The organism is Streptomyces microflavus (genome assembly GCF_014650075.1).
Lineage (GTDB): Bacteria > Actinomycetota > Actinomycetes > Streptomycetales > Streptomycetaceae > Streptomyces > Streptomyces microflavus.
On record NZ_BMUG01000001.1, the window covers coordinates 1 to 19,444 of the forward strand.

A 19,444-nucleotide genomic window follows, 5' to 3' on the forward strand; every position below is an offset into this window, starting at 1 on the left:
GCTTGTCCTCAGTTGCTCGCGTCCACTGTGTTAGTTCTGAAATAACGAACGGCCGTGTTGTTATCCGGTGTTGGTTAATTTCATAGTGTTTCGGTGGTCATTGCGTTAGGGAAACGCCCGGTTACATTCCGAACCCGGAAGCTAAGCCTTTCAGCGCCGATGGTACTGCAGGGGGGACCCTGTGGGAGAGTAGGACGCCGCCGAACAATTTTTCCGGGAAAGCCCCGCACCTATGGTGCGGGGCTTTTCTGCGTTCACGGGTCATTTCTGAACGCAGCCTGGGATTTGGAGTCCGGTGAGCGATGTACGAGAGCATTCCATCGCTCACCGGAGGCCTTCTGCGGTAGGGGCGCCAGAGATGTCAGAGACGGCCTGCGGCCTTCAGCGCCAGATAGGCGTCGGCGAGTGCCGGGGCGAGGCTGTCCGGGGTGGCGTCCACGACGACGACGCCGTGGCGCTGGAGTTTCTCCGCTGTGCTGCGTCGTTCTGCCTGGGCCTGGGTGCCGGCGGCGGCGTCGTACACCGCGTCCACTGTTCCCCGGCCCTTCGCCATCTCCGTGATCCGCGGATCGGAGACCGCTGCCAGCAGGACCGTGTGGCGCCGGGTGAGTTGAGGGAGCAGGGGGAGGAGCCCCTCCTCGATGGGGGCGGCCTCCAAGGTCGTCATCAGAACGATCAACGACCCGCGAGGGGCATCGGAGAGAGCTGCGGTGCTGAGCCCTCTGGCGTCCGTCTCGACGAGCTCGGGTTCCAGCGAGGCGAGGGTGTTGACCACCGTCGCCAGGACGTCGCATGCCGCGGTTCGGCCCTGCACTCGGGCTCGGACGCGGCGGTCGTAGGCGAGGAGGTCCACGCGGTCGCCGGCGCGCGTTGCGAGGGCGGTGAGGAGAAGCGTGGCGTCCATGGCCGCGTCGAGGCGGGGGACGTCGCCGACCCGGCCTGCGGAGGTGCGGCCGGTGTCCAGGACGATCAGGATGTGCCGGTCGCGTTCGGGACGCCATGTCCGGACGGCGACGGCCGACTGGCGTGCCGTTGCCCGCCAGTCGATGGAGCGGGTGTCGTCACCCGGAACGTACGCCCGCAGGCTGTCGAACTCCGTGCCCTCACCCCGCGTCAGAACGCTGGTGCGGCCGTCGAGTTCTCTGAGCCGGGCGAGCCTGGACGGCAGGTGCTTCCGGCTGGTGAACGGGGGCAGTACCCGCACGGTCCACGGGACGCGGTGGTGGCCCTGGCGCGCGGCGAGGCCGAGCGGGCCGAACGAGCGGACCGTGATGCGCTCGGCCTGGCGGTCACCGCGGCGGGTCGGACGCAGAACGGTGGCGAGACGCCGCTGTTCACCGGGCGGGACCGTCAACGTGTGGCGCGACGAGGCCTGTTCGGTGCCGGCGGGCCAGCTGCTCGGCGGCCAGGCATCGCGGAGCTGGGCCCGGAGGCGGCGTCGTGAGCTGTTGGTCACGGTGAGTTGCACTTCCGCCGCGTCACCAAGTCGAACAGACGTATCACCAGATCGGGTGAATCGGAGCGTTCGCACTGGTGCTGCCAGGGCGTAGTCGCACAGAATCGCTAGTGAGAGCGGTGCGTTGACCGCGAGCATCCCGGTCCAACTCGGAGCGAGGATGCCTACGGGGAGTGATCCCAGTGCGGCCAGCAGTGCGGTACGTCCGGTGAGGGCCATGGTCACCGCCTCATCGGGGTACGGGGACGTGGGCGAGCACCGAGGTGATGACGGAATCGGGGGTGACTCCCTCCATCTCCGCCTCGGGCCGCAGGTGGATGCGATGACGGAGTGTGGGGAGCGCCAAGGCCTTCACGTCGTCCGGGGTGACGTAGTCCCGGCCGGTGAGCCAGGCCCAGGCGCGTGCGGTCGAGAGCAGTGCGGTGGCGCCTCGGGGGGAGACGCCAAGAGCGAGCGAGGGGGATTCGCGCGTGGCACGACAGATATCCACCACATAGCCGGCGATCTCGGGGGAGACCGAGGTCTTGGCGACGGCTGAGCGTGCCGCCTCCAGGTCGGCCGGTCCCGCGACGGGCCGTATGCCTGCTGCTTTGAGGTCTCGGGGGTTGAAGCCGTCGGCGTGACGGGTGAGGACGTTGATCTCGTCGTGCCGGGAGGGGAGAGGGACCGTCAGCTTGAGCAGGAAGCGGTCCAGTTGGGCTTCCGGGAGCGGATAGGTGCCCTCGTATTCGACGGGGTTCTGGGTGGCGGCGACGAGGAAGGGGTCCGGCAGCAGTCGGGGGGTGCCGTCGACAGTGACCTGACGCTCTTCCATTGCTTCCAGGAGGGAGGCCTGGGTCTTGGGAGGGGTGCGGTTGATCTCGTCGGCGAGCAGCAGGTTGGTGAAGACCGGGCCGGGCTGGAAGGAGAACTCGGCGGGGCGGGCGTCATAGACGAGTGAGCCCGTCACATCGCTCGGCATCAGATCGGGGGTGAACTGGACGCGCTTGGTGTCGAGTTCGAGGGAGGCGGCGAGGGCCCGGACCAGCAGGGTCTTGGCGACGCCGGGGACGCCTTCGAGGAGTACGTGCCCGCGGCAGAGCAGCGCGACGACGAGTCCGGTGACAGCCGCGTCCTGGCCGACGACGGCCTTGGCTATCTCGGAGCGGAGGGCTTCCAAGGACGCGCGGGCGCCGTCGGCGGGCTCCGGAGCCGCAGGGGTCACGGGGACCGCTGTGGGTTCGGCCGGCTCGGGGGTCGGGGCGCTCATGAAGTGCGTACCTCTCTTTCGAGGGCGTCGAGGTGCTCGGCCAGGAGGACAAGGGCCGCGTCGGTGGCGGGGGCCGGGCCGAAGAGCAGGGTGCTCAGTTCGTCGCCTGTGGTGGTGGTGCGGGTGGACACGGCAGGGAGGAGAACGGCAGAGGTGTGCGCCTCGCGGGCGGTGACGTCGGCGAGGCGGGCGATGCGGGTTCGGGCGGCGGCTCGAAGCGATTCGGCTGCCCGGTCACGGGCGTTGGCCTTGCGGTAGAGACCGGCGCGGCCTTCGGCGGATTCCGATGCGCGGATGGATACCGGCAGCCGTTCCATGACGAGGGGACCGAGGCGGCGGCCACGCCAGATCGCGGCGAGGACTGCGGCGAGGGTGAGCTGGAGCGTTGCCCAGAGCCAGCCGGAGGGGATCAGGTCGAGGAAGCTGCTCTCGTCACCCGACGCCTCCTCCCCGTTGCCGCCACCGTCGTGTTCGTCGGAGACGCCGTCATCGCTGGTGGCGGATGGATCAGCCAGAGAGGGGAGGTACCAGACGAGATGGGGTCGCGAACCGAGGAGTTGCAGGGCGAGAGAGGCGTTTCCCTGTTGGTCGAGACGCTCGTTGTGGAGGAAGTCGGGGGAGCCGAGAAGAACGGTGTCGCCGTCTTCGCGGTCCTTGAGGATCAGCAGGGTGGGGGTTCCGTCGCTGGGGTAGCAGGCGGTGGCGGTGGAGTCCGTCGCCCTGTAGCGGATGCCCCCCATGTCCGCGGTGCCGGCGCTGCGGGCGGCGGGGAGTGTGCACGACGGGGGGAGTGCGCTCACGGGGCGGTGGGGCTCGGCGCGTACGCCGGGGGTCAGCCGGGATACGGCCGCTGGGCCCGGGGCGATCAGGAGGGTGCGGCCTGCGGAGGGGGCGGTCGCCGCGTGGAGCCGGCGTTGTTGCGACGGGGTGAGGAGGTTGGGGCCGGCGACCAGGAGCGTGGTGTCGGGTCCCGCCGCGGTGGTGGCTTCGTCGAGGGTCGTCGCGACGGTGACGGATATGCCGCGCGCTTCGAGGAGCTCCGCTGCGGCGCGGCTGCCCTTCGGGTCGGCGGAGCGGGGGTCGAGCTGCCCGTGGCCCTCGCCGGAGCGGACGGCGGCGAACGTGATGCCTGCGATCACGAGGATGAGCAGGGTGATCAGCAGCCCTCGCGCACGGGTCCAGACCTGGTGCGGGGTGTTCGCCGTCGAGGTGGGGGAGGGGGCGGTGGCCGTGGTCATCCGGTGGCTCCTCGGGAGGATCCGGGCAGCACGGGCTTTGCCTCGTCGAGCTCGGTGTCCAGGGCGCGCAGGGCCAGGTATGTGGGTTGGCCCGCGGTGCGGCCGCCGTATGTGACGTCGTCGAAGTCCCGGGCGGCGGAGCGCAGCCGGGTGGCGTGGTCGGGCAGGGCGCGGCCCGCTTCCGCTGCGGCCTCGTCCGCCGTGCGGCCGGGGCGGGGGTCGAGCAGTGCGCGTTCCTCCAGCGACCGGACGATGGCGCGCATGCGTTCCTGGACGGCTTCGGTCCAGCGGAGGGCGGCGGCGTGCGCGTCGGCGGCGGCGCGGTGCTGGGCGGCGCTGCGGGGTCCGTCGTTCTCGAAGAGGGCGTCCGCAGGCCGGGAGGAGCGTTGCGGGGTGCCGAGCCGCCACCAGAGGGCGACGGCGAGGCCGATGACGACGAGGACCAGGACGACGAGTCCGGCCGGGCCGCCGGGGGCGGCGCCTGCGGCGGCGTCGAAGACGCCGGCGACCCAGTCCCAGACGTGGTTCAGGCCGCGTTGGAGGAAGTTCGGATCGTTCTCGTGGTACATCGGTTTCGACAGCTCGCTCTCGGCCGCCTCCCGGGCGGGGACACGCGGAGTGTCCACGGGTATGTCGCCCGCGCCGATGACGTGCCGTGCCGCTGTGGTGCCCCCCGCCCCCGTCACCGCATCAGCTCCGAGGGGTGTCGGCGTCGTGGCCCGGCAGGCCCGCGGCCCGCGCGAGGTCGAGGTCGAGCGCCTCGCGGCGGATGCGCTGGTCCACATAGAGCAGTGCCATCACACCGGCGAGGAACGGGTAGACCAGCGTGGAGACGATCACTTCGCCGATGCCCGAGATGATCAGGAAGGGCCAGCCGAAGGAGGAGCCGCCGCCTTCGAGCAACTCGCTCATGTCGGTTCCGTCGGCGATGAGCGCGATGATGCCGAAGGGGATGGAGACGACGAAGCTCACCAGGAGGACGAGCAGCTGGGTCAGCGCGAGGATCCCGAAGGTGCGCCACCAGGCGCCGCGGACCAGCTTCGCCGACCTGCGCAGCGAGGCGATGATGCCTTGCCGCTCCAGCATCAGGGCGGGGGCGGCGAGGGCGAAGCGGACGTAAAGCCAGGGGATCACGACACAGGCGGCGGCGAAGCCGAGGAGTGCGAGTGCCGCGCCGGCCTCGGAGCCCACCAGCAGGCCGGGGCCGACGCAGACGGTCATGACCGCGGCGAAGATCAGGGGCAGCAGCAGGGTCAGCCCGGTCAGGGGGAGGATCCGCGGACGGGCTTCGGCCCAGGCTTCGGAGAGCGTGACGGGGCGGCCCAGCACCGAGCGGCTGATCACGACGGTGACGATGGACGCGGTGAAGAGCGTGGCGATCATCGTGAGGAGGACGACCGGGGTGAGGGAGATCAGTGTCGTGCGGGCGGACTCGGAGGCCTGGCGAAGGGCTTCAGTGCCGCTGGCGTTCGGGTCGACGTTGGTCGGCTCGGGCAGCAGGTAGCGCTGCATGAGGATGGCGGCGACCTGGGTGACCACGGAGACGGCGAGGCTGAAGCCGAGTGCGGTACGCCAGTGCGCGCGCAGGGCCGAGACGGAGCCGTCGAGGATCTCACCGAGGCCGAGGGGGCGCAGCGGGATGACGCCGGGCTTGGCTGCCGGCGGATGTCCGCCCCAGCCCGGTCGCTGCGGGCCGCCGCCCCAGCCGGGGGCGGGCGGGGGCGCACCGGGGCCGCCTGCGGGGTTGCTCGGCGGGGACCACTGCCCGGGAGGGGGCTGTTCGGGGGACCACTGTCCCGCCGGCCCTTTCCCGTCCTGGGGCTCGGAGGGGCGGGGAATCGCCGCTTCCTGGCCGTCGGAGGGGGCAGATCCGGGCGTCGCCCAGCCCGGAGAGTCGTTCATTCTCGCTCCTTCACCGTCCTGACCGCTCATCGGGGCGGCAGGTTGGCAGCCATCGTGCCACGGGCCGGTGCGGTGCGGACCAGGAGCCTTCTCTCCTTCGTGCCTTCATTTGTGGGCGGCTCACCGGGCAGACTGGGCAGATGGCTGATCAGGACGCGCAATCGCCGGTGGGCAGTGAGCCTCCCGCGCTTCCCGTACTCCGTTGGGACGAGCTTCCGGAAGGTCCCGTACTGGTGCTCCTCGACCAGACGAGGCTGCCCGTGGAGGAGGTCGAGCTGGTGTGCACGGATGTGCCCGCGCTGGTGCGGGCGATCCGGACGCTGGCGGTACGAGGGGCCCCACTCCTCGGGATCGCCGGGGGATACGGGGTGGCGCTCGCGGCGGCGCGGGGCTACGACGTGGCGGAGGCCGCCGGGCTGCTGGAGCGGGCGCGGCCCACCGCGGTGAATCTCGGCTACGGGGTGCGACGGGTGGCTGCGGCTTACGGGGCGGCGGCCGAGAAGGGGGTGGGGGCGGCGGAGGCCGCGGCTGTGGCTCTGGCCGAGGCGCGGGCCCTGCATCGGGAGGATGCCCAGGCCAGCAGGCGTATGGCGGAGTACGGGACGGTGCTGCTGGAGGAGCTGCTGCCGGGGCGGGGCTATCAGCTGCTGACCCACTGCAACACCGGGGCGCTGGTCTCCGGGGGTGAGGGGACGGCGTTCGCGGTGGCGCTGCGGGTGCACCGGCAGGGGCGGCTGCGCCGGCTGTGGGTGGACGAGACCAGGCCGCTGCTCCAGGGGGCGAGGCTCACGGCGTACGAGGCGGCGCGCAGCGGGATGGCGTACAGCCTGCTCACGGACAGTGCGGCGGGCTCCCTGTTCGCCGCGGGTGAGGTGGATGCCGTACTCATTGGGGCGGACCGCATTGCCGCAGACGGCTCGGTGGCCAACAAAGTGGGGAGCTATCCGTTGGCTGTGCTCGCGAAGTACCACCATGTGCCGTTCATCGTGGTGGCGCCGACGACGACCGTGGACATGGACACGGCGGAAGGCACATCGATCATCGTTGAGCAGCGTTCCGGGCAAGAAGTGACGGAGCTCACATCGCCGCAGGTCGTATCGGCGGGCGGTGGGGGTGGGATGGTCGTCGCACCCCTCGGGTCCCCGGCGTACAACCCGGCTTTCGACATCACGCCGCCGGAATTGATCACGGCGATCGTCACCGAGGAGGGTGTCATTTCCCCGGTCACGGGGGTCGGACTGGCCGAGCTGTGTGCCAGGTCATCGCAGGTAACGATTAGCTAATGGGATGATGTCGATTATGAAGGGACGCGTCCTTGTCGTCGACGACGACACCGCACTGGCCGAGATGCTCGGGATTGTGCTGCGTGGAGAAGGTTTCGAGCCGTCGTTCGTAGCGGACGGCGACAAGGCACTGGCCGCATTTCGTGAGGCCAAGCCGGACCTGGTGCTGCTCGACCTCATGCTGCCCGGAAGGGACGGCATCGAGGTGTGCAGGCTGATCAGGGCCGAGTCCGGTGTGCCGATCGTCATGCTCACTGCCAAGAGCGACACCGTCGATGTCGTGGTCGGCCTGGAATCAGGGGCCGACGACTACATCGTCAAGCCGTTCAAACCTAAGGAGTTGGTCGCCCGGATCAGGGCACGCCTGCGGCGGTCCGAAGAGCCCGTGCCGGAGCAGTTGACCATCGGTGACCTGGTCATCGACGTGGCCGGTCACTCCGTGAAGCGGGAGGGGCAGTCCATCGCCCTGACGCCGCTGGAGTTCGACCTGCTGGTCGCCCTCGCCCGCAAGCCGTGGCAGGTCTTCACCCGTGAGGTCCTGCTGGAGCAGGTCTGGGGCTACCGGCACGCGGCCGACACCCGGCTGGTGAACGTGCATGTCCAGCGGCTGCGCTCCAAGGTCGAGAAGGACCCGGAGCGGCCGGAGATCGTTGTGACCGTCCGAGGGGTCGGTTACAAGGCCGGACCGAGCTGACATGGCCCGAGGCAGCGCTGCTCCGATCCCCGGGGAGCCGGGAGTCCGTGCGGAGCGGGCTGCCGGTCCGGGACGGAAGGCTTCTCGTATGAGCCGTTACCTGCAGGGCGGCCGGTTGTTCCAGGACCGGACGCCCGGCGGGCCCGTACCGCGGTTGCTGATGCGGTGGGTGCGTCGTCCGTTGCTGCCCGCTGTGCGGTTGTGGCGGCGCAATCTGCAGCTCCGTGTCGTCGCGGGCACCCTGCTGATGTCCATGGGCGTGGTGCTGCTGCTCGGCTTCGTCGTGATCGGGCAGGTCCGCAACGGTCTGCTCGACGCGAAGAGCAAGGCCGCCCAGACCCAGGCCGCCGGCGGTTTCGCCGCGGCCCAGGAGAAGGCGAACGCCTCGCTGGCCCCGGGCGGGCAGGGCACCGAGGGCCCCGACGGGCTCACCGCCAACACCTCCTGGCGCACCGAACTCGTCGACCAGCTCGCCAGCGGCGGCAAGAACGCCTTCAACGTGGTCGCGCTCAGCGCGGACTCGGCGAACGAGGGCGCCGGCAGCCGGGCGCCGCGTGGTTCCGGCAGCGTCGAGGCCTCCAGCGTGCCCGAGCGTCTGCGCCAGGACGTGGGCAAGGGGCAGGGCGCCTTTCAGACGTACTCCCTGATCCGGTACTCGTACGGCAAGGAGTCGCAGCCGGGGCTCGTCGTCGGCAAGCGGCTCTACGACATCGATCAGCACCCCTACGAGCTGTACTACCTTTTCCCGCTCACCCAGGAGGAGAAGTCCCTGGCGCTGGTCAGGACGACCCTGGCGACCGCCGGGCTCTTCGTCGTCGTCCTCCTCGGCGCCATCGCCTGGTTCGTGGTGCGGCAGGTCGTCACACCGGTACGGATGGCGGCCGGCATCGCCGAACGGCTCTCCGCCGGGAAGCTCCAGGAACGGATGAAGGTCACCGGCGAGGACGACATCGCCCGGCTCGGTGAGGCCTTCAACAAGATGGCGCAGAACCTCCAGCTGAAGATCCAGCAGCTGGAGGAGCTCTCCCGGATGCAGCGGCGCTTCGTCTCCGACGTCTCGCACGAGCTGAGGACCCCGCTCACGACCGTACGGATGGCCGCCGACGTCATCCACGAGGCGCGCGCCGACTTCGACCCCATCACCGCGCGCTCCGCCGAGCTGCTCGGCGACCAGCTCGACCGCTTCGAGTCGCTGCTCTCCGACCTGCTGGAGATCAGCCGGTTCGACGCGGGCGCAGCGGCACTGGAGGCCGAGCCGATAGACCTGCGGCAAGTGGTGCACCGGGTGATCGGCGGCGCCGAACCGCTCGCCGAGCGCAAGGGCACCCGGATCCTGGTCGTCGGCGACGAGCAGCCGGTGATCGCCGAGGCCGACGCCCGGCGCGTCGAGCGGGTGCTGCGCAACCTCGTGGTCAACGCTGTCGAGCACGGTGAGGGCCGGGACGTCATCGTCCGGATGGGCGTGGCCCAGGGCGCGGTCGCCGTGGCCGTACGGGACTACGGGGTCGGGCTCAAGCCCGGCGAGGCGACCCGTGTCTTCAACCGGTTCTGGCGTGCGGACCCGGCGCGGGCACGGACGACCGGCGGGACCGGGCTCGGGCTGTCGATCGCCGTCGAGGACGCCCGGCTGCACGGTGGCTGGCTCCAGGCCTGGGGCGAGCCGGGCGGCGGGTCCCAGTTCCGGCTGACCCTGCCGCGTACGGCGGACGAGCCGCTGCGCGGTTCGCCGATACCGCTGGAGCCCGAGGACTCGCGGCGCAACAGGGAGAACAGGGAGCGCGACGAGGCGTCGACGAGCGAGAACCGGCTGCTCTCCGTGCCGAACCAGCCCGGGTCGGCCAAGCGCTCGCCGCTGCCCGTGCCGGGCCGGGGTTCCGGGGTGCCGCACTCAGCCCCCTCCTCGGTGCACCCGGCGGCGCTGCCCGGCAACGGAGCACGTGTCGTGGCACGCCCGGCCCCGGAGCGTTCCGGAGGCGCGGGTTCCCCGGCGCTCCATTCCGACCAGGAGGACACCACTCGTGGGTACTGACCGCCGTCGTGGTGGCCCCGGACGCGGCGTGCGGATGTCCGCGCTGCTCGGCTGCTCCGTCATCGTGCTCGCCGGCTGCGGGGCGATGCCGGTGACCGGGGACGTCAAAGCGGTCGATGCCTCGCAGCCGGGGGACTCCCAGGTGCAGGTGTACGCGGTGGAGCCCCGGGAGGGCGCGGCGCCCAGCGAGATCGTCGACGGGTTCCTGGAGTCGATGACCAGCGACGACCCCGGCTTCCGGACCACGCGCAAGTACCTGAGCGCGAGCGCCTCCGAGACCTGGCAGCCGAGCGAGGGCACCACGGTGCTCGCCCAGGCCCCCAACCGCAGCGGGCCCCTGCTCCACGACGAGGAGCGCCGGGACTCCGAGACCTCGTACACGCTGACCGGCGAGAAGGTGGCGGCGGTCGACGCCCAGAGCTCCTACCAGCCGCTCGCTCCCACCGACTACTCCCAGATGCTGCACCTGGTCCAGGAGAAGGTGGCGGACGGGAAGATCGAGTGGCGCATCGACATCGTGCCGGACGGCCTGGTCCTCGGGCAGTCCGACTTCAAGCGGCTCTACCGCTCCGTGAACAAGTACTACTTCGCCACCGGGCGGACGAGCGGGCAGCCGACGCTCGTCGCCGACCCCGTCTACGTACGCACCGGCACCGATCCGGTCACACAGATGAGTACGGCGACGCAGACCGTCAGGACGCTGCTGGAAGGGCCGACGAACTGGCTGCGGCCCGTGGTCGACTCCCGCTTCCCCACGGGGACCGCTCTGCGCAAGGACGTCGTCGCACTGGCACCCGACGACCAGAACGTGCTGAAGGTGCCGCTCAACGCCAAGGCCGACAAGGCGGGCCGGGCGGCCTGCCGGATGATGGCCGCCCAGGTGCTCTTCACCCTCCGGGATCTGACCTCCGCACGGGTCGAGCAGGTGGAGCTGGAGGGCGGCCAGGGCCGGCTCTGCGCGCTGGACGCGGACGAGGCGGCGAAGTTCTCCACCGACAACAGCGGCTCCGACGGGCCCGACAGCCAGTACTTCATCGACGCCAAGGGAAGGGTCCAGCGGCTCCCCGGTGCCATGGAGGGCAGCGGTACACCCGAGGTGGTGCACGGCCCCCTCGGCGTCGGCACGGTCGTGATGGGCGCCGTCGGGGTGGCCCGGGACGAACAGCGGGCCGCCGCGGTCTCGGCCACCGGGCAGAACCTCTACGTCGCTTCCCTGACCGCCGACGGCGAACTGGCGCCTCCCGTGGTGACCAGCGCGGCGAAGAAGGCCGCCGACCGGCTGTCGGCGCCGAGCTGGGACGGCCGGGGCGATCTGTGGGTCGCCGACCGCGACCCGGCACGGCCGCGGCTGCTGCGGCTGGCCGAGGGGCAGGGCGCGCCGCAGGAGGTCCGTGTCCCCGGTCTGGACGGTGCGCGGATCGAGGAGCTGCGGCTGTCGGCGGACGGGGTGCGGATCGCCCTGCTGCTGACCAAGAACGGGCATACGACGCTGAAGATCGGCCGGGTCGAACGGCGCGGGACCGACGAGGCGCCCGAGATCTCGGTCGAGGACCTGCGCCAGGCCGCGCCGCAGCTCACGGATGTCACGGCCATCTCCTGGTCGGGCCGCAGCCGTCTTGTGGTGGTGGGCAAGGAGGCGGGCGGTGTCCAGCAGGTGCGGTACGTGCAGGCGGACGGTTCCACTCCGGCCTCCGGGGCCTCCGGGGTGCTGCCCGGCGTGAACCAGGTCCAGGCGGTCGCCGCGGCGGACGACGAGCTGCTTCCCCTGATGGCGGAGACCGAGGGCGACGGCATAGTGAAGCTCTCGCCGGGGGACAACTGGCAGACGGTCCTGGAGGAAGGCACCTCGCTGGTCTACCCGGGCTGATCCGAGGTTTTCCACAGGGGTGGCCCGCCCCGCGCGGGACGGGCACCGTGGATCCATGCGGGATTGGTGGCGGGAGTTCTCCGGCCTGGTCCTGCCGGTGGCCTGTGCGGGCTGCGGCAGGCCGCGTACGGAGCTGTGCGCGGCGTGCGGGACCGCTCTGAGCGGGGCGCCGCCCCGCAGGGTGCGGCCCTCGCCCCGGCCCGCGGGACTTCCGGCGGTCCACGCCGCGGCACCCTACGAGAACGCCGTACGTGCGGTGCTGCTGGCCCACAAGGAGCGCGGGGCACTCGGGCTCGCCGGACCCCTCGGGCGGGCCCTGGCGGCCTCTGTGCGGGCCGGTACGGGGCAGGCGGGGACCGTGGGGCCCCTGCTGCTGGTGCCGGTGCCCTCCGCGCGCTCCGCGACCGCGGCGCGTGGCCATGATCCGGTGCGCCGGATCGCCCGCGCCGCGGCGGAGGATCTGCGCCGCTCGGGCCGGCCTGCCCGGGTGCTCCCGGTGCTGCGGCAGCGTCGCGCGGTCGCCGATCAGTCGGGTCTCGGGGCGCGGGGGCGGCGGGTGAATCTCGCCGGGGCGCTGGAGGTGGCCCGAGGCGGAGAGCGGCTCCTCGCCCACGGGAGGGTGGTCCTGGTGGACGACCTGTTGACGACGGGATCGACGCTGGCCGAGGCGGCGCGGGCCGTCACCGAGGCGCTCGCGGGGGACCGGGCACCCGCCGGTCGCGGAGCGTGCGCCGCAGCGGTGGTCTCTGCTTCTCCGTCCGCCTTCGAAATAAACCGGAATTGACCGAGAACTTGCATCGTCGCAGGTAATGGGAGGGCAAAACCCCCTGAACGGAGGTAAGTATCGGCAGCGGGTGCCGATACCCGGGTGTGCAGGCTATGTTCAGTTGTGAGGAACGGTGAAGGCCGAACCTCGATGAATGCACCATGAGGTTTCGGGCAGGTAACTCACCGATGGACCGGCAGCGATCGAGCCGGTGGGTAGTGACCTCTCCGACGGGGGAGGAGGAGGCGAAAGTCACCGAGTCCGAGGCCCCTGGGGATCACCGGGGGCTGGTGCAAAAGGGAGATGCTCCGCCGTTGAAGCGGGGCGATCCGGGAACGGAGTTCTGCGTGGACATCGTCGTCAAGGGCCGCAAGACCGAGGTGCCCGAGCGGTTCCGCAAGCACGTGGCCGAGAAGCTGAAGCTGGACAAGATCCAGAAGTTCGACGGCAAGGTGATCAGCCTCGACGTCGAGGTGTCCAAGGAGCCGAACCCCCGTCAGGCCGACCGTTCCGACCGGGTGGAGATCACGCTCCGCTCGCGTGGGCCGGTCATCCGGGCGGAAGCGGCGGCGGGCGACCCGTACGCAGCGCTCGACCTGGCCACCGGAAAGCTGGAGGCCCGGCTGCGCAAGCAGCACGACAAGCGCTACAGCCGCCGGGGCAACGGCCGTCTGTCGGCCGCCGAGGTCGGGGACGTGGTGCCGGGTGTCGCCTCGTTCGACGAGGACGGCGAGCTGGTCGGCGAGCAGCCGTCGGAACCCGTACCGACCACGAAGGTCGGATCGATCGAGGTGCAGGGCGAAGGGCCTCTCGTGATGCGCGAGAAGACCCACACCGCCGCACCCATGGCGCTCGACCAGGCGCTCTACGAGATGGAACTGGTCGGGCACGACTTCTACTTGTTCGTCGACTCCGAGACGAAGGAGCCCAGTGTCGTCTACCGGCGACACGCCTACGACTACGGCGTCATCCACCTGAGGACCGACCCGCTCGCCGCTGACGAAGCAGGCGGCGCGGGTGGTGCGCTCGGCGGCTGAGCCACCCCGTCACGGTGCCCCTGGAGCGGTTTCACGCCACCGGGGGCACCTGCGCGCGAGGACAGGATCACCGCTTCTGCGTCCCGGCATGGAATCATGGCGTCCCAAGCCAATCGGTGGTCGGTGAAACGCCGTTGGGCGGATGACCGACGACTATCAGGCCGTGGCCTTCAGGGGGAGGAACGATGGCGGACACCTTCGGGCCCGTGCGCGATTCGAGCGGTTCCGACGGCGCCGGTGCCCATGCCGGCGACGACCAGGACGGCGCTGCGCGCAAGGAGCCCATCCGGGTCCTCGTGGTCGATGACCACGCGCTCTTCCGCAGGGGTCTGGAGATCGTCCTCGCACAGGAGGAGGACATCCAGGTCGTCGGCGAGGCCGGGGACGGCGCGGAGGCGGTCGACAAGGCCGCCGATCTGCTGCCCGACATCATTCTGATGGATGTGCGGATGCCCAAACGCGGTGGCATCGAAGCCTGCACCTCCATCAAGGAGGTGGCCCCCAGCGCGAAGATCATCATGCTGACGATCAGCGACGAGGAAGCCGACCTCTACGACGCGATCAAGGCGGGCGCCACCGGATACCTCCTCAAGGAGATCTCCACCGACGAGGTGGCGACGGCCATTCGTGCCGTCGCGGACGGGCAGTCGCAGATCAGCCCCTCCATGGCCTCCAAGCTGCTCACCGAATTCAAGTCGATGATCCAGCGCACCGACGAGCGCCGGCTCGTCCCCGCTCCCCGGCTCACCGAACGGGAACTGGAAGTCCTCAAACTCGTGGCGACCGGCATGAACAACCGGGATATCGCCAAGGAGTTGTTCATTTCCGAGAACACGGTGAAGAACCACGTCCGCAATATCCTGGAGAAGCTGCAGCTGCACTCCCGCATGGAAGCCGTGGTCTACGCCATGCGCGAGAAGATCCTGGAGATCAGGTAGCCGCCGACGGCCCGGCCCCTCAGCGGTAGGCCCGCTGGAGCGCCCGGCCGATCTCGTCCCTGAGCGGATCGCGCAGCTCCGGGGCGTCGATCCGCTCCAGCCGGATGTCCGTACAGCCCACCCAGGCCGCCGCCTCCACCAGGGCCTCGGCCATCGGGACCACCGCCTTCGGACCGGCCAGGGAAGCCTGCCGGGCGACCAGCGTGGTGCCCTCACGCGCGGGGTCGACACGGCCCTGGAGCTTCCCGCCCGCCAGCAACGGCATCGCGAAATAGCCGTGGATCCGCTTCTGCTTGGGGACGTACGCCTCCAGCCGGTGCGTGAAGCCGAAGATCCGCTCGGTCCGCGCCCGCTCCCAGACCAGGGAGTCGAACGGCGACAGCAGCGTCGTACGGTGGCGGCCGCGCGGCTCCGTGGCCAGCGCCTCCGGGTCCGCCCAGGCGGGCTTGACCCAGCCTTCCACCGCCACCGGCACCAGACCGGAGTCCGCCACCACCGCGTCGAACTCCTCGCCCCGCAGCCGGTGGTAGTCCGCGAGGTCGCTGCGGGTACCGACCCCCAGCGACTTCCCCGCCAGCGCGACCAGCCGCCGCCGGCACTCGGCGTCGCTCAGGTCGTCGTGGAGCACGGCGTCCGGGATGGCCCGCTCGGCCAGGTCGTAGACCCGCTTCCAGCCGCGCCGCTCGGTGCAGACCACCTCGCCGTACATCAGGGCCCGTTCGACGGCGACCTTGGAGGCCGACCAGTCCCACCACTCCCCGCCGTTCTTCGCGCCGCCGAGCTCGGTCGCCGTCAGCGGGCCCTCGGCGCGCAGCTGTTTGATCACCGTGTCGTACGCGCCGTCGGGCAGATCGTGGTGCCAGTGCGGGCGGGCGCGGTAGGCCCGGCGGCGGAACGCGAAGTGGGGCCACTCCTCGACGGGCAGGATGCACGCCGCGTGCGACCAGTACTCGAAGGAGCGGCCGCCCGACCAGTACGCCTCCTCCACCGTGCGCCTGCCCACCGCGCCGAGCCGGGCGTACGGAATCAGCTCGTGCGAGCGGGCCAGCACCGAGATGGTGTCCAGCTGGACGGCTCCGAGGTGGCGCAGCACCCCGGGCACGCCCGCCCGGCGGTCCGGAGCCCCCAGGAAGCCCTGGGCGCGCAGCGCGAGGCGGCGGGCCTGGTCGGCGGAGAGTTCGACTGCGGGAGGGGGCACAGGCGTCATACGTCGAACCCTAGACCGCACCACTGACAGTGAGGGAAGGAATCCGGCCGCCTGCTCACCGCGGGGAATCCGTGGCCGTACCGGGCCGCCCGGCGTGCCGCTCGGGGAGGTACGGGTGGGTGCCGGGGAGCTCCAGGTCGGACGGGAGCAGCGCCCCCGACCAGGCGTCGCGCCGCACGCCCTTGTTGAGCAGCCCGGACCGCTGGTCGCCCTCCAGCCGGAACCCGGCCCGCAGGGCGACCGCACGCGAGGCCAGGTTGCCGATCTCGGCCCGCCACTCCAGCCGGTCCGCCCCGAGCGCGGTGAAGGCCCAGCGGGCGGAGCCGAGCACCGCCTCGGTGACGTAACCCTGACTGCGGTGCTCCTTGGTGGACCAGTAGCCCACCTCGTACGTCCCCGGCCGGCTGCGGCGGTCGATGGAGAGCGCCCCGACGAGCGTTCCGGTCTCCCGCAGCGCCAGGGCGAAGCTGTACGCGGAGTCGTCCCGCCAGCCCGCCGGGGAGAGCTTCGCGGTGAACAGCTCCGCGTCGGTGAGCCGGTACGGGGAGGGGATCACCGTCCAGCGCTGGATGTCCGGGTCCTGACAGGCCGCGTGCACCCTGTAGGTGTCCTGCGGGCCGAACGGCCTCAGGAGAAGACGTCGCGTGGTGAGAGTGATCGGCTCCATACAGTGATTCTCGTGAGCGGACACCCGCGATGCGAGCACTTTTGGGGCTTCCCGGCACCTTCCGCGCCTCTGGGCCGTTGTCCCTGGAGGGTGCGGCGAGGTCCACGCGGCAGCAGCCCTCCCGACGCGGTGGTGTCCTCGCTTACGATGGCCGTTGCGGTGGGGCCCACCTGCCGTGCCCGCGCCAGAGTCAATTACACGACCCAGTGCCAGGCCCGACCGGCAAGGAGACCAGCCTCAGTGTCCGTCTTCAACAAGCTCATGCGTGCAGGCGAAGGCAAGATCCTGCGCAAACTGCACCGCATCGCGGACCAGGTCAGCTCCATCGAAGAGGACTTCGTCAACCTCTCCGACGCCGAGCTGCGGGCGCTCACCGACGAGTACAAGGAACGGTACGCGGACGGCGAGAGCCTGGACGACCTGCTTCCCGAAGCGTTCGCCACGGTCCGTGAGGCCGCGAAGCGCGTCCTCGGACAGCGCCACTACGACGTACAGATGATGGGCGGAGCCGCCCTGCACCTCGGCTATGTGGCCGAGATGAAGACCGGTGAGGGCAAGACCCTCGTCGGCACCCTGCCCTCGTATCTCAACGCGCTCTCCGGCAAGGGCGTGCACCTGATCACGGTCAACGACTATCTCGCCGAGCGTGACTCCGAGATGATGGGCCGGGTCCACAAGTTCCTCGGCCTGTCCGTCGGCTGCATCATCGCCAACATGACGCCGGCCCAGCGCCGCGAGCAGTACGCGTGCGACATCACGTACGGCACGAACAACGAGTTCGGCTTCGACTACCTCCGCGACAACATGGCGTGGTCCCAGGACGAGCTCGTCCAGCGCGGCCACAACTTCGCCGTGGTCGACGAGGTCGACTCGATCCTCGTCGACGAGGCCCGTACGCCGCTGATCATCTCCGGCCCGGCCGACCAGGCCACCAAGTGGTACGGCGACTTCGCCAAGCTGGTCACGCGCCTCACCAAGGGTGAGGCGGGCAACCAGCTCAAGGGCATCGAGGAGACCGGCGACTACGAGGTCGACGAGAAGAAGCGGACCGTGGCCATCCACGAGACCGGTGTCGCCAAGGTCGAGGACTGGCTCGGCATCGACAACCTCTACGAGTCGGTCAACACCCCGCTCGTCGGCTACCTGAACAACGCCATCAAGGCCAAGGAACTGTTCAAGAAGGACAAGGACTACGTCGTCATCGACGGCGAAGTCATGATCGTCGACGAGCACACCGGCCGTATCCTCGCCGGCCGCCGTTACAACGAGGGCATGCACCAGGCGATCGAGGCGAAGGAAGGGGTGGACATCAAGGACGAGAACCAGACCCTTGCCACGATCACCCTTCAGAACTTCTTCCGCCTCTACACCAAGCTCTCCGGCATGACCGGTACGGCGATGACCGAGGCCGCCGAGTTCCAGCAGATCTACAAGCTCGGCGTGGTGCCGATCCCGACGAACCGGCCGATGGTCCGGGCCGACCAGTCGGACCTGATCTACCGCACCGAGGTCGCCAAGTTCGCCGCGGTCGTCGACGACATCGCCGAGAAGCACGAGAAGGGCCAGCCGATCCTGGTCGGCACCACCTCGGTCGAGAAGTCCGAGTACCTCTCGCAGCAGCTCTCCAAGCGCGGTGTCCAGCACGAGGTCCTCAACGCCAAGCAGCACGACCGTGAGGCGACGATCGTTGCCCAGGCCGGCCGCAAGGGCGCGGTCACGGTCGCCACGAACATGGCCGGCCGAGGCACCGACATCAAGCTCGGCGGCAACCCGGACGACCTCGCCGAGGCGGAGCTGCGCCAGCGCGGCCTCGACCCGGTGGAGAACGTCGAGGAGTGGGCGGCCGCGCTGCCCGCCGCGCTGGAGTCGGCCGAGCTGGCCGTGAAGGCGGAGTTCGAAGAGGTCAAGGACCTCGGCGGGCTGTACGTGCTCGGCACGGAGCGGCACGAGTCGCGCCGTATCGACAACCAGCTGCGCGGTCGTTCCGGCCGTCAGGGCGACCCGGGCGAGTCCCGCTTCTACCTGTCGCTGGGCGACGACCTGATGCGGCTGTTCAAGGCCCAGATGGTCGAGCGCGTCATGTCGATGGCGAACGTCCCCGACGACGTGCCGATCGAGAACAAGATGGTCACCCGGGCCATCGCCTCCGCCCAGTCGCAGGTCGAGCAGCAGAACTTCGAGACGCGTAAGAACGTCCTGAAGTACGACGAGGTGCTCAACCGGCAGCGCGAGGTCATCTACGGCGAGCGCCGCCGCGTTCTGGAGGGCGAGGACCTCCAGGACCAGATCCGGCACTTCATGGACGACACGATCGACGACTACATCCGGCAGGAGACCTCCGAGGGCTTCGCCGAGGAGTGGGACCTGGACCGGCTGTGGGGCGCCTTCAAGCAGCTCTACCCGGTGAAGGTCACCGTCGAGGAGCTGGAGGAGGCGGCCGGGGACCTGGCGGGCGTCACCGCCGAGTTCATCGCCGAGTCGGTCAAGAACGACATCCACGAGCAGTACGAGGAGCGCGAGAAGACCCTCGGCTCCGACATCATGCGTGAGCTGGAGCGCCGCGTGGTGCTCTCCGTGCTGGACCGCAAGTGGCGTGAGCACCTCTACGAGATGGACTATCTCCAGGAGGGCATCGGCCTGCGGGCCATGGCGCAGAAGGACCCGCTGGTCGAGTACCAGCGCGAGGGCTTCGACATGTTCAACGCCATGATGGAGGGCATCAAGGAGGAGTCCGTCGGCTACCTGTTCAACCTGGAGGTCCAGGTCGAGCAGCAGGTCGAAGAGGTTCCCGTGCAGGACGCGGCCGAGCGCACCTCGCTCGCCAAGGAGGGTGCTCCCGCCGCGCGTCCGGAGATCCGGGCCAAGGGCCTGGAGGCCCCGCAGCGTCCGGACCGGCTGCACTTCTCCGCTCCCACCGTGGACGGGGAGGGCGGTGTCGTCGAGGGTGACTTCGCCACCGACGGTGCGCAGTCCGGTTCGTCGGACGGTATGACGCGTGCGGAGCGCCGCAAGGCGCAGAAGAGCGGTGGCGGCGGCGGTCGCCGTCGCAAGAAGTAGCACCAGCAGCGCCGCATCGGCCGGGGCCGGACACCACAGGGTGTCCGGCCCCGG

General features: G+C 70.3%; 15 protein-coding genes and 1 rRNA gene. 9 read left to right on the forward strand and 7 right to left on the reverse strand.

From position 1 onward, the window contains the following. Positions 1 to 89 precede the first annotated feature (89 nt). Positions 90 to 206: ribosomal RNA gene (gene rrf / locus IE264_RS00005) — 5S ribosomal RNA — on the forward strand. Between the two features lie 155 nt (positions 207 to 361). Here the strand turns inward: rrf and IE264_RS00010 are convergent. From IE264_RS00010 to IE264_RS00030, 5 genes are read right to left on the reverse strand one after another with little or no spacing between them, the layout of a single operon-like run. Next, the gene (locus IE264_RS00010) at positions 362 to 1,675 is read right to left on the reverse strand and encodes a DUF58 domain-containing protein (RefSeq protein WP_032759007.1); all 1,314 of its coding nucleotides are present in this window, start codon (positions 1,673 to 1,675) and stop codon (positions 362 to 364) included. Between the two features lie 10 nt (positions 1,676 to 1,685). Next, positions 1,686 to 2,705, reverse strand: a complete 1,020-nt coding sequence (locus tag IE264_RS00015) for an AAA family ATPase (protein ID WP_229887329.1) — start codon at positions 2,703 to 2,705, stop codon at positions 1,686 to 1,688. Then, positions 2,702 to 3,943, reverse strand: a complete 1,242-nt coding sequence (locus IE264_RS00020; RefSeq protein WP_032759010.1) for a DUF4350 domain-containing protein — start codon at positions 3,941 to 3,943, stop codon at positions 2,702 to 2,704. The genes IE264_RS00015 and IE264_RS00020 overlap by 4 nt, the downstream gene beginning before the upstream one ends. After that, positions 3,940 to 4,629: a DUF4129 domain-containing protein gene (locus tag IE264_RS00025; RefSeq protein ID WP_032759011.1), complete on the reverse strand. Its 690-nt coding sequence runs from the start codon at positions 4,627 to 4,629 to the stop codon at positions 3,940 to 3,942. Before IE264_RS00025 ends, IE264_RS00020 begins: the two co-directional genes overlap by 4 nt. A gap of 4 nt (positions 4,630 to 4,633) precedes the next feature. Then, a complete protein-coding gene (locus IE264_RS00030; protein WP_032759012.1) occupies positions 4,634 to 5,845 on the reverse strand; it encodes a DUF7847 domain-containing protein in 1,212 nt (403 codons plus the stop codon). Between the two features lie 140 nt (positions 5,846 to 5,985). Here IE264_RS00030 and mtnA point away from each other — a divergent pair, with 140 nt between their 5' ends. From mtnA to IE264_RS00065, 7 genes are all read left to right on the forward strand, one after another. Further along, positions 5,986 to 7,128, forward strand: coding sequence for an S-methyl-5-thioribose-1-phosphate isomerase (gene mtnA / locus IE264_RS00035; RefSeq protein WP_078657566.1), 1,143 nt, complete (start codon positions 5,986 to 5,988; stop codon positions 7,126 to 7,128). Between the two features lie 4 nt (positions 7,129 to 7,132). Beyond that, positions 7,133 to 7,822: a two-component system response regulator MtrA gene (gene mtrA, locus IE264_RS00040; RefSeq protein WP_190167554.1), complete on the forward strand. Its 690-nt coding sequence runs from the start codon at positions 7,133 to 7,135 to the stop codon at positions 7,820 to 7,822. A 1-nt stretch (position 7,823) separates the two neighbouring features. Beyond that, complete coding sequence (gene mtrB / locus IE264_RS00045; RefSeq protein WP_032759015.1) at positions 7,824 to 9,851, forward strand: MtrAB system histidine kinase MtrB; 2,028 nt, start codon at positions 7,824 to 7,826, stop codon at positions 9,849 to 9,851. A gap of 28 nt (positions 9,852 to 9,879) precedes the next feature. After that, positions 9,880 to 11,718, forward strand: coding sequence for an LpqB family beta-propeller domain-containing protein (locus IE264_RS00050; RefSeq protein ID WP_032759016.1), 1,839 nt, complete (start codon positions 9,880 to 9,882; stop codon positions 11,716 to 11,718). A 55-nt stretch (positions 11,719 to 11,773) separates the two neighbouring features. Beyond that, positions 11,774 to 12,502, forward strand: coding sequence for a ComF family protein (locus IE264_RS00055; protein WP_032759017.1), 729 nt, complete (start codon positions 11,774 to 11,776; stop codon positions 12,500 to 12,502). A gap of 329 nt (positions 12,503 to 12,831) precedes the next feature. Next, positions 12,832 to 13,521: a ribosome hibernation-promoting factor, HPF/YfiA family gene (gene hpf, locus IE264_RS00060; protein ID WP_018512285.1), complete on the forward strand. Its 690-nt coding sequence runs from the start codon at positions 12,832 to 12,834 to the stop codon at positions 13,519 to 13,521. A 185-nt stretch (positions 13,522 to 13,706) separates the two neighbouring features. After that, positions 13,707 to 14,459 carry a response regulator gene (locus tag IE264_RS00065; protein ID WP_032759018.1) on the forward strand — a complete coding sequence of 251 codons (753 nt, stop codon included), beginning with the start codon at positions 13,707 to 13,709 and terminating at the stop codon, positions 14,457 to 14,459. 19 nt (positions 14,460 to 14,478) lie between these two features. Here the strand turns inward: IE264_RS00065 and IE264_RS00070 are convergent, their stop codons facing one another. After that, positions 14,479 to 15,666: a winged helix-turn-helix domain-containing protein gene (locus IE264_RS00070; protein WP_032759019.1), complete on the reverse strand. Its 1,188-nt coding sequence runs from the start codon at positions 15,664 to 15,666 to the stop codon at positions 14,479 to 14,481. Positions 15,667 to 15,721: 55 nt separating this feature from the next. Then, on the reverse strand, positions 15,722 to 16,333 hold the full coding sequence (locus IE264_RS00075; RefSeq protein ID WP_032759020.1) for a GNAT family N-acetyltransferase: 612 nt from the start codon (positions 16,331 to 16,333) through the stop codon (positions 15,722 to 15,724). Between the two features lie 240 nt (positions 16,334 to 16,573). Here IE264_RS00075 and secA point away from each other — a divergent pair, with 240 nt between their 5' ends. Then, the gene (gene secA / locus IE264_RS00080) at positions 16,574 to 19,390 is read left to right on the forward strand and encodes a preprotein translocase subunit SecA (protein WP_015608911.1); all 2,817 of its coding nucleotides are present in this window, start codon (positions 16,574 to 16,576) and stop codon (positions 19,388 to 19,390) included. Positions 19,391 to 19,444: the final 54 nt, after the last annotated feature.

Coding starts and splice junctions, on each gene's coding strand:
- IE264_RS00010 (WP_032759007.1), bottom strand. CDS start 1,675: ATGGCCCTCACCGGACGTACCGCACTGCTGGCCGCACTGGGATCACTC.
- IE264_RS00015 (WP_229887329.1), bottom strand. CDS start 2,705: ATGAGCGCCCCGACCCCCGAGCCGGCCGAACCCACAGCGGTCCCCGTG.
- IE264_RS00020 (WP_032759010.1), bottom strand. CDS start 3,943: ATGACCACGGCCACCGCCCCCTCCCCCACCTCGACGGCGAACACCCCG.
- IE264_RS00030 (WP_032759012.1), bottom strand. CDS start 5,845: ATGAACGACTCTCCGGGCTGGGCGACGCCCGGATCTGCCCCCTCCGAC.
- mtnA (WP_078657566.1), top strand. CDS start 5,986: ATGGCTGATCAGGACGCGCAATCGCCGGTGGGCAGTGAGCCTCCCGCG.
- mtrA (WP_190167554.1), top strand. CDS start 7,133: ATGATGTCGATTATGAAGGGACGCGTCCTTGTCGTCGACGACGACACC.
- mtrB (WP_032759015.1), top strand. CDS start 7,824: ATGGCCCGAGGCAGCGCTGCTCCGATCCCCGGGGAGCCGGGAGTCCGT.
- IE264_RS00055 (WP_032759017.1), top strand. CDS start 11,774: ATGCGGGATTGGTGGCGGGAGTTCTCCGGCCTGGTCCTGCCGGTGGCC.
- IE264_RS00065 (WP_032759018.1), top strand. CDS start 13,707: ATGGCGGACACCTTCGGGCCCGTGCGCGATTCGAGCGGTTCCGACGGC.
- IE264_RS00070 (WP_032759019.1), bottom strand. CDS start 15,666: ATGACGCCTGTGCCCCCTCCCGCAGTCGAACTCTCCGCCGACCAGGCC.
- IE264_RS00075 (WP_032759020.1), bottom strand. CDS start 16,333: ATGGAGCCGATCACTCTCACCACGCGACGTCTTCTCCTGAGGCCGTTC.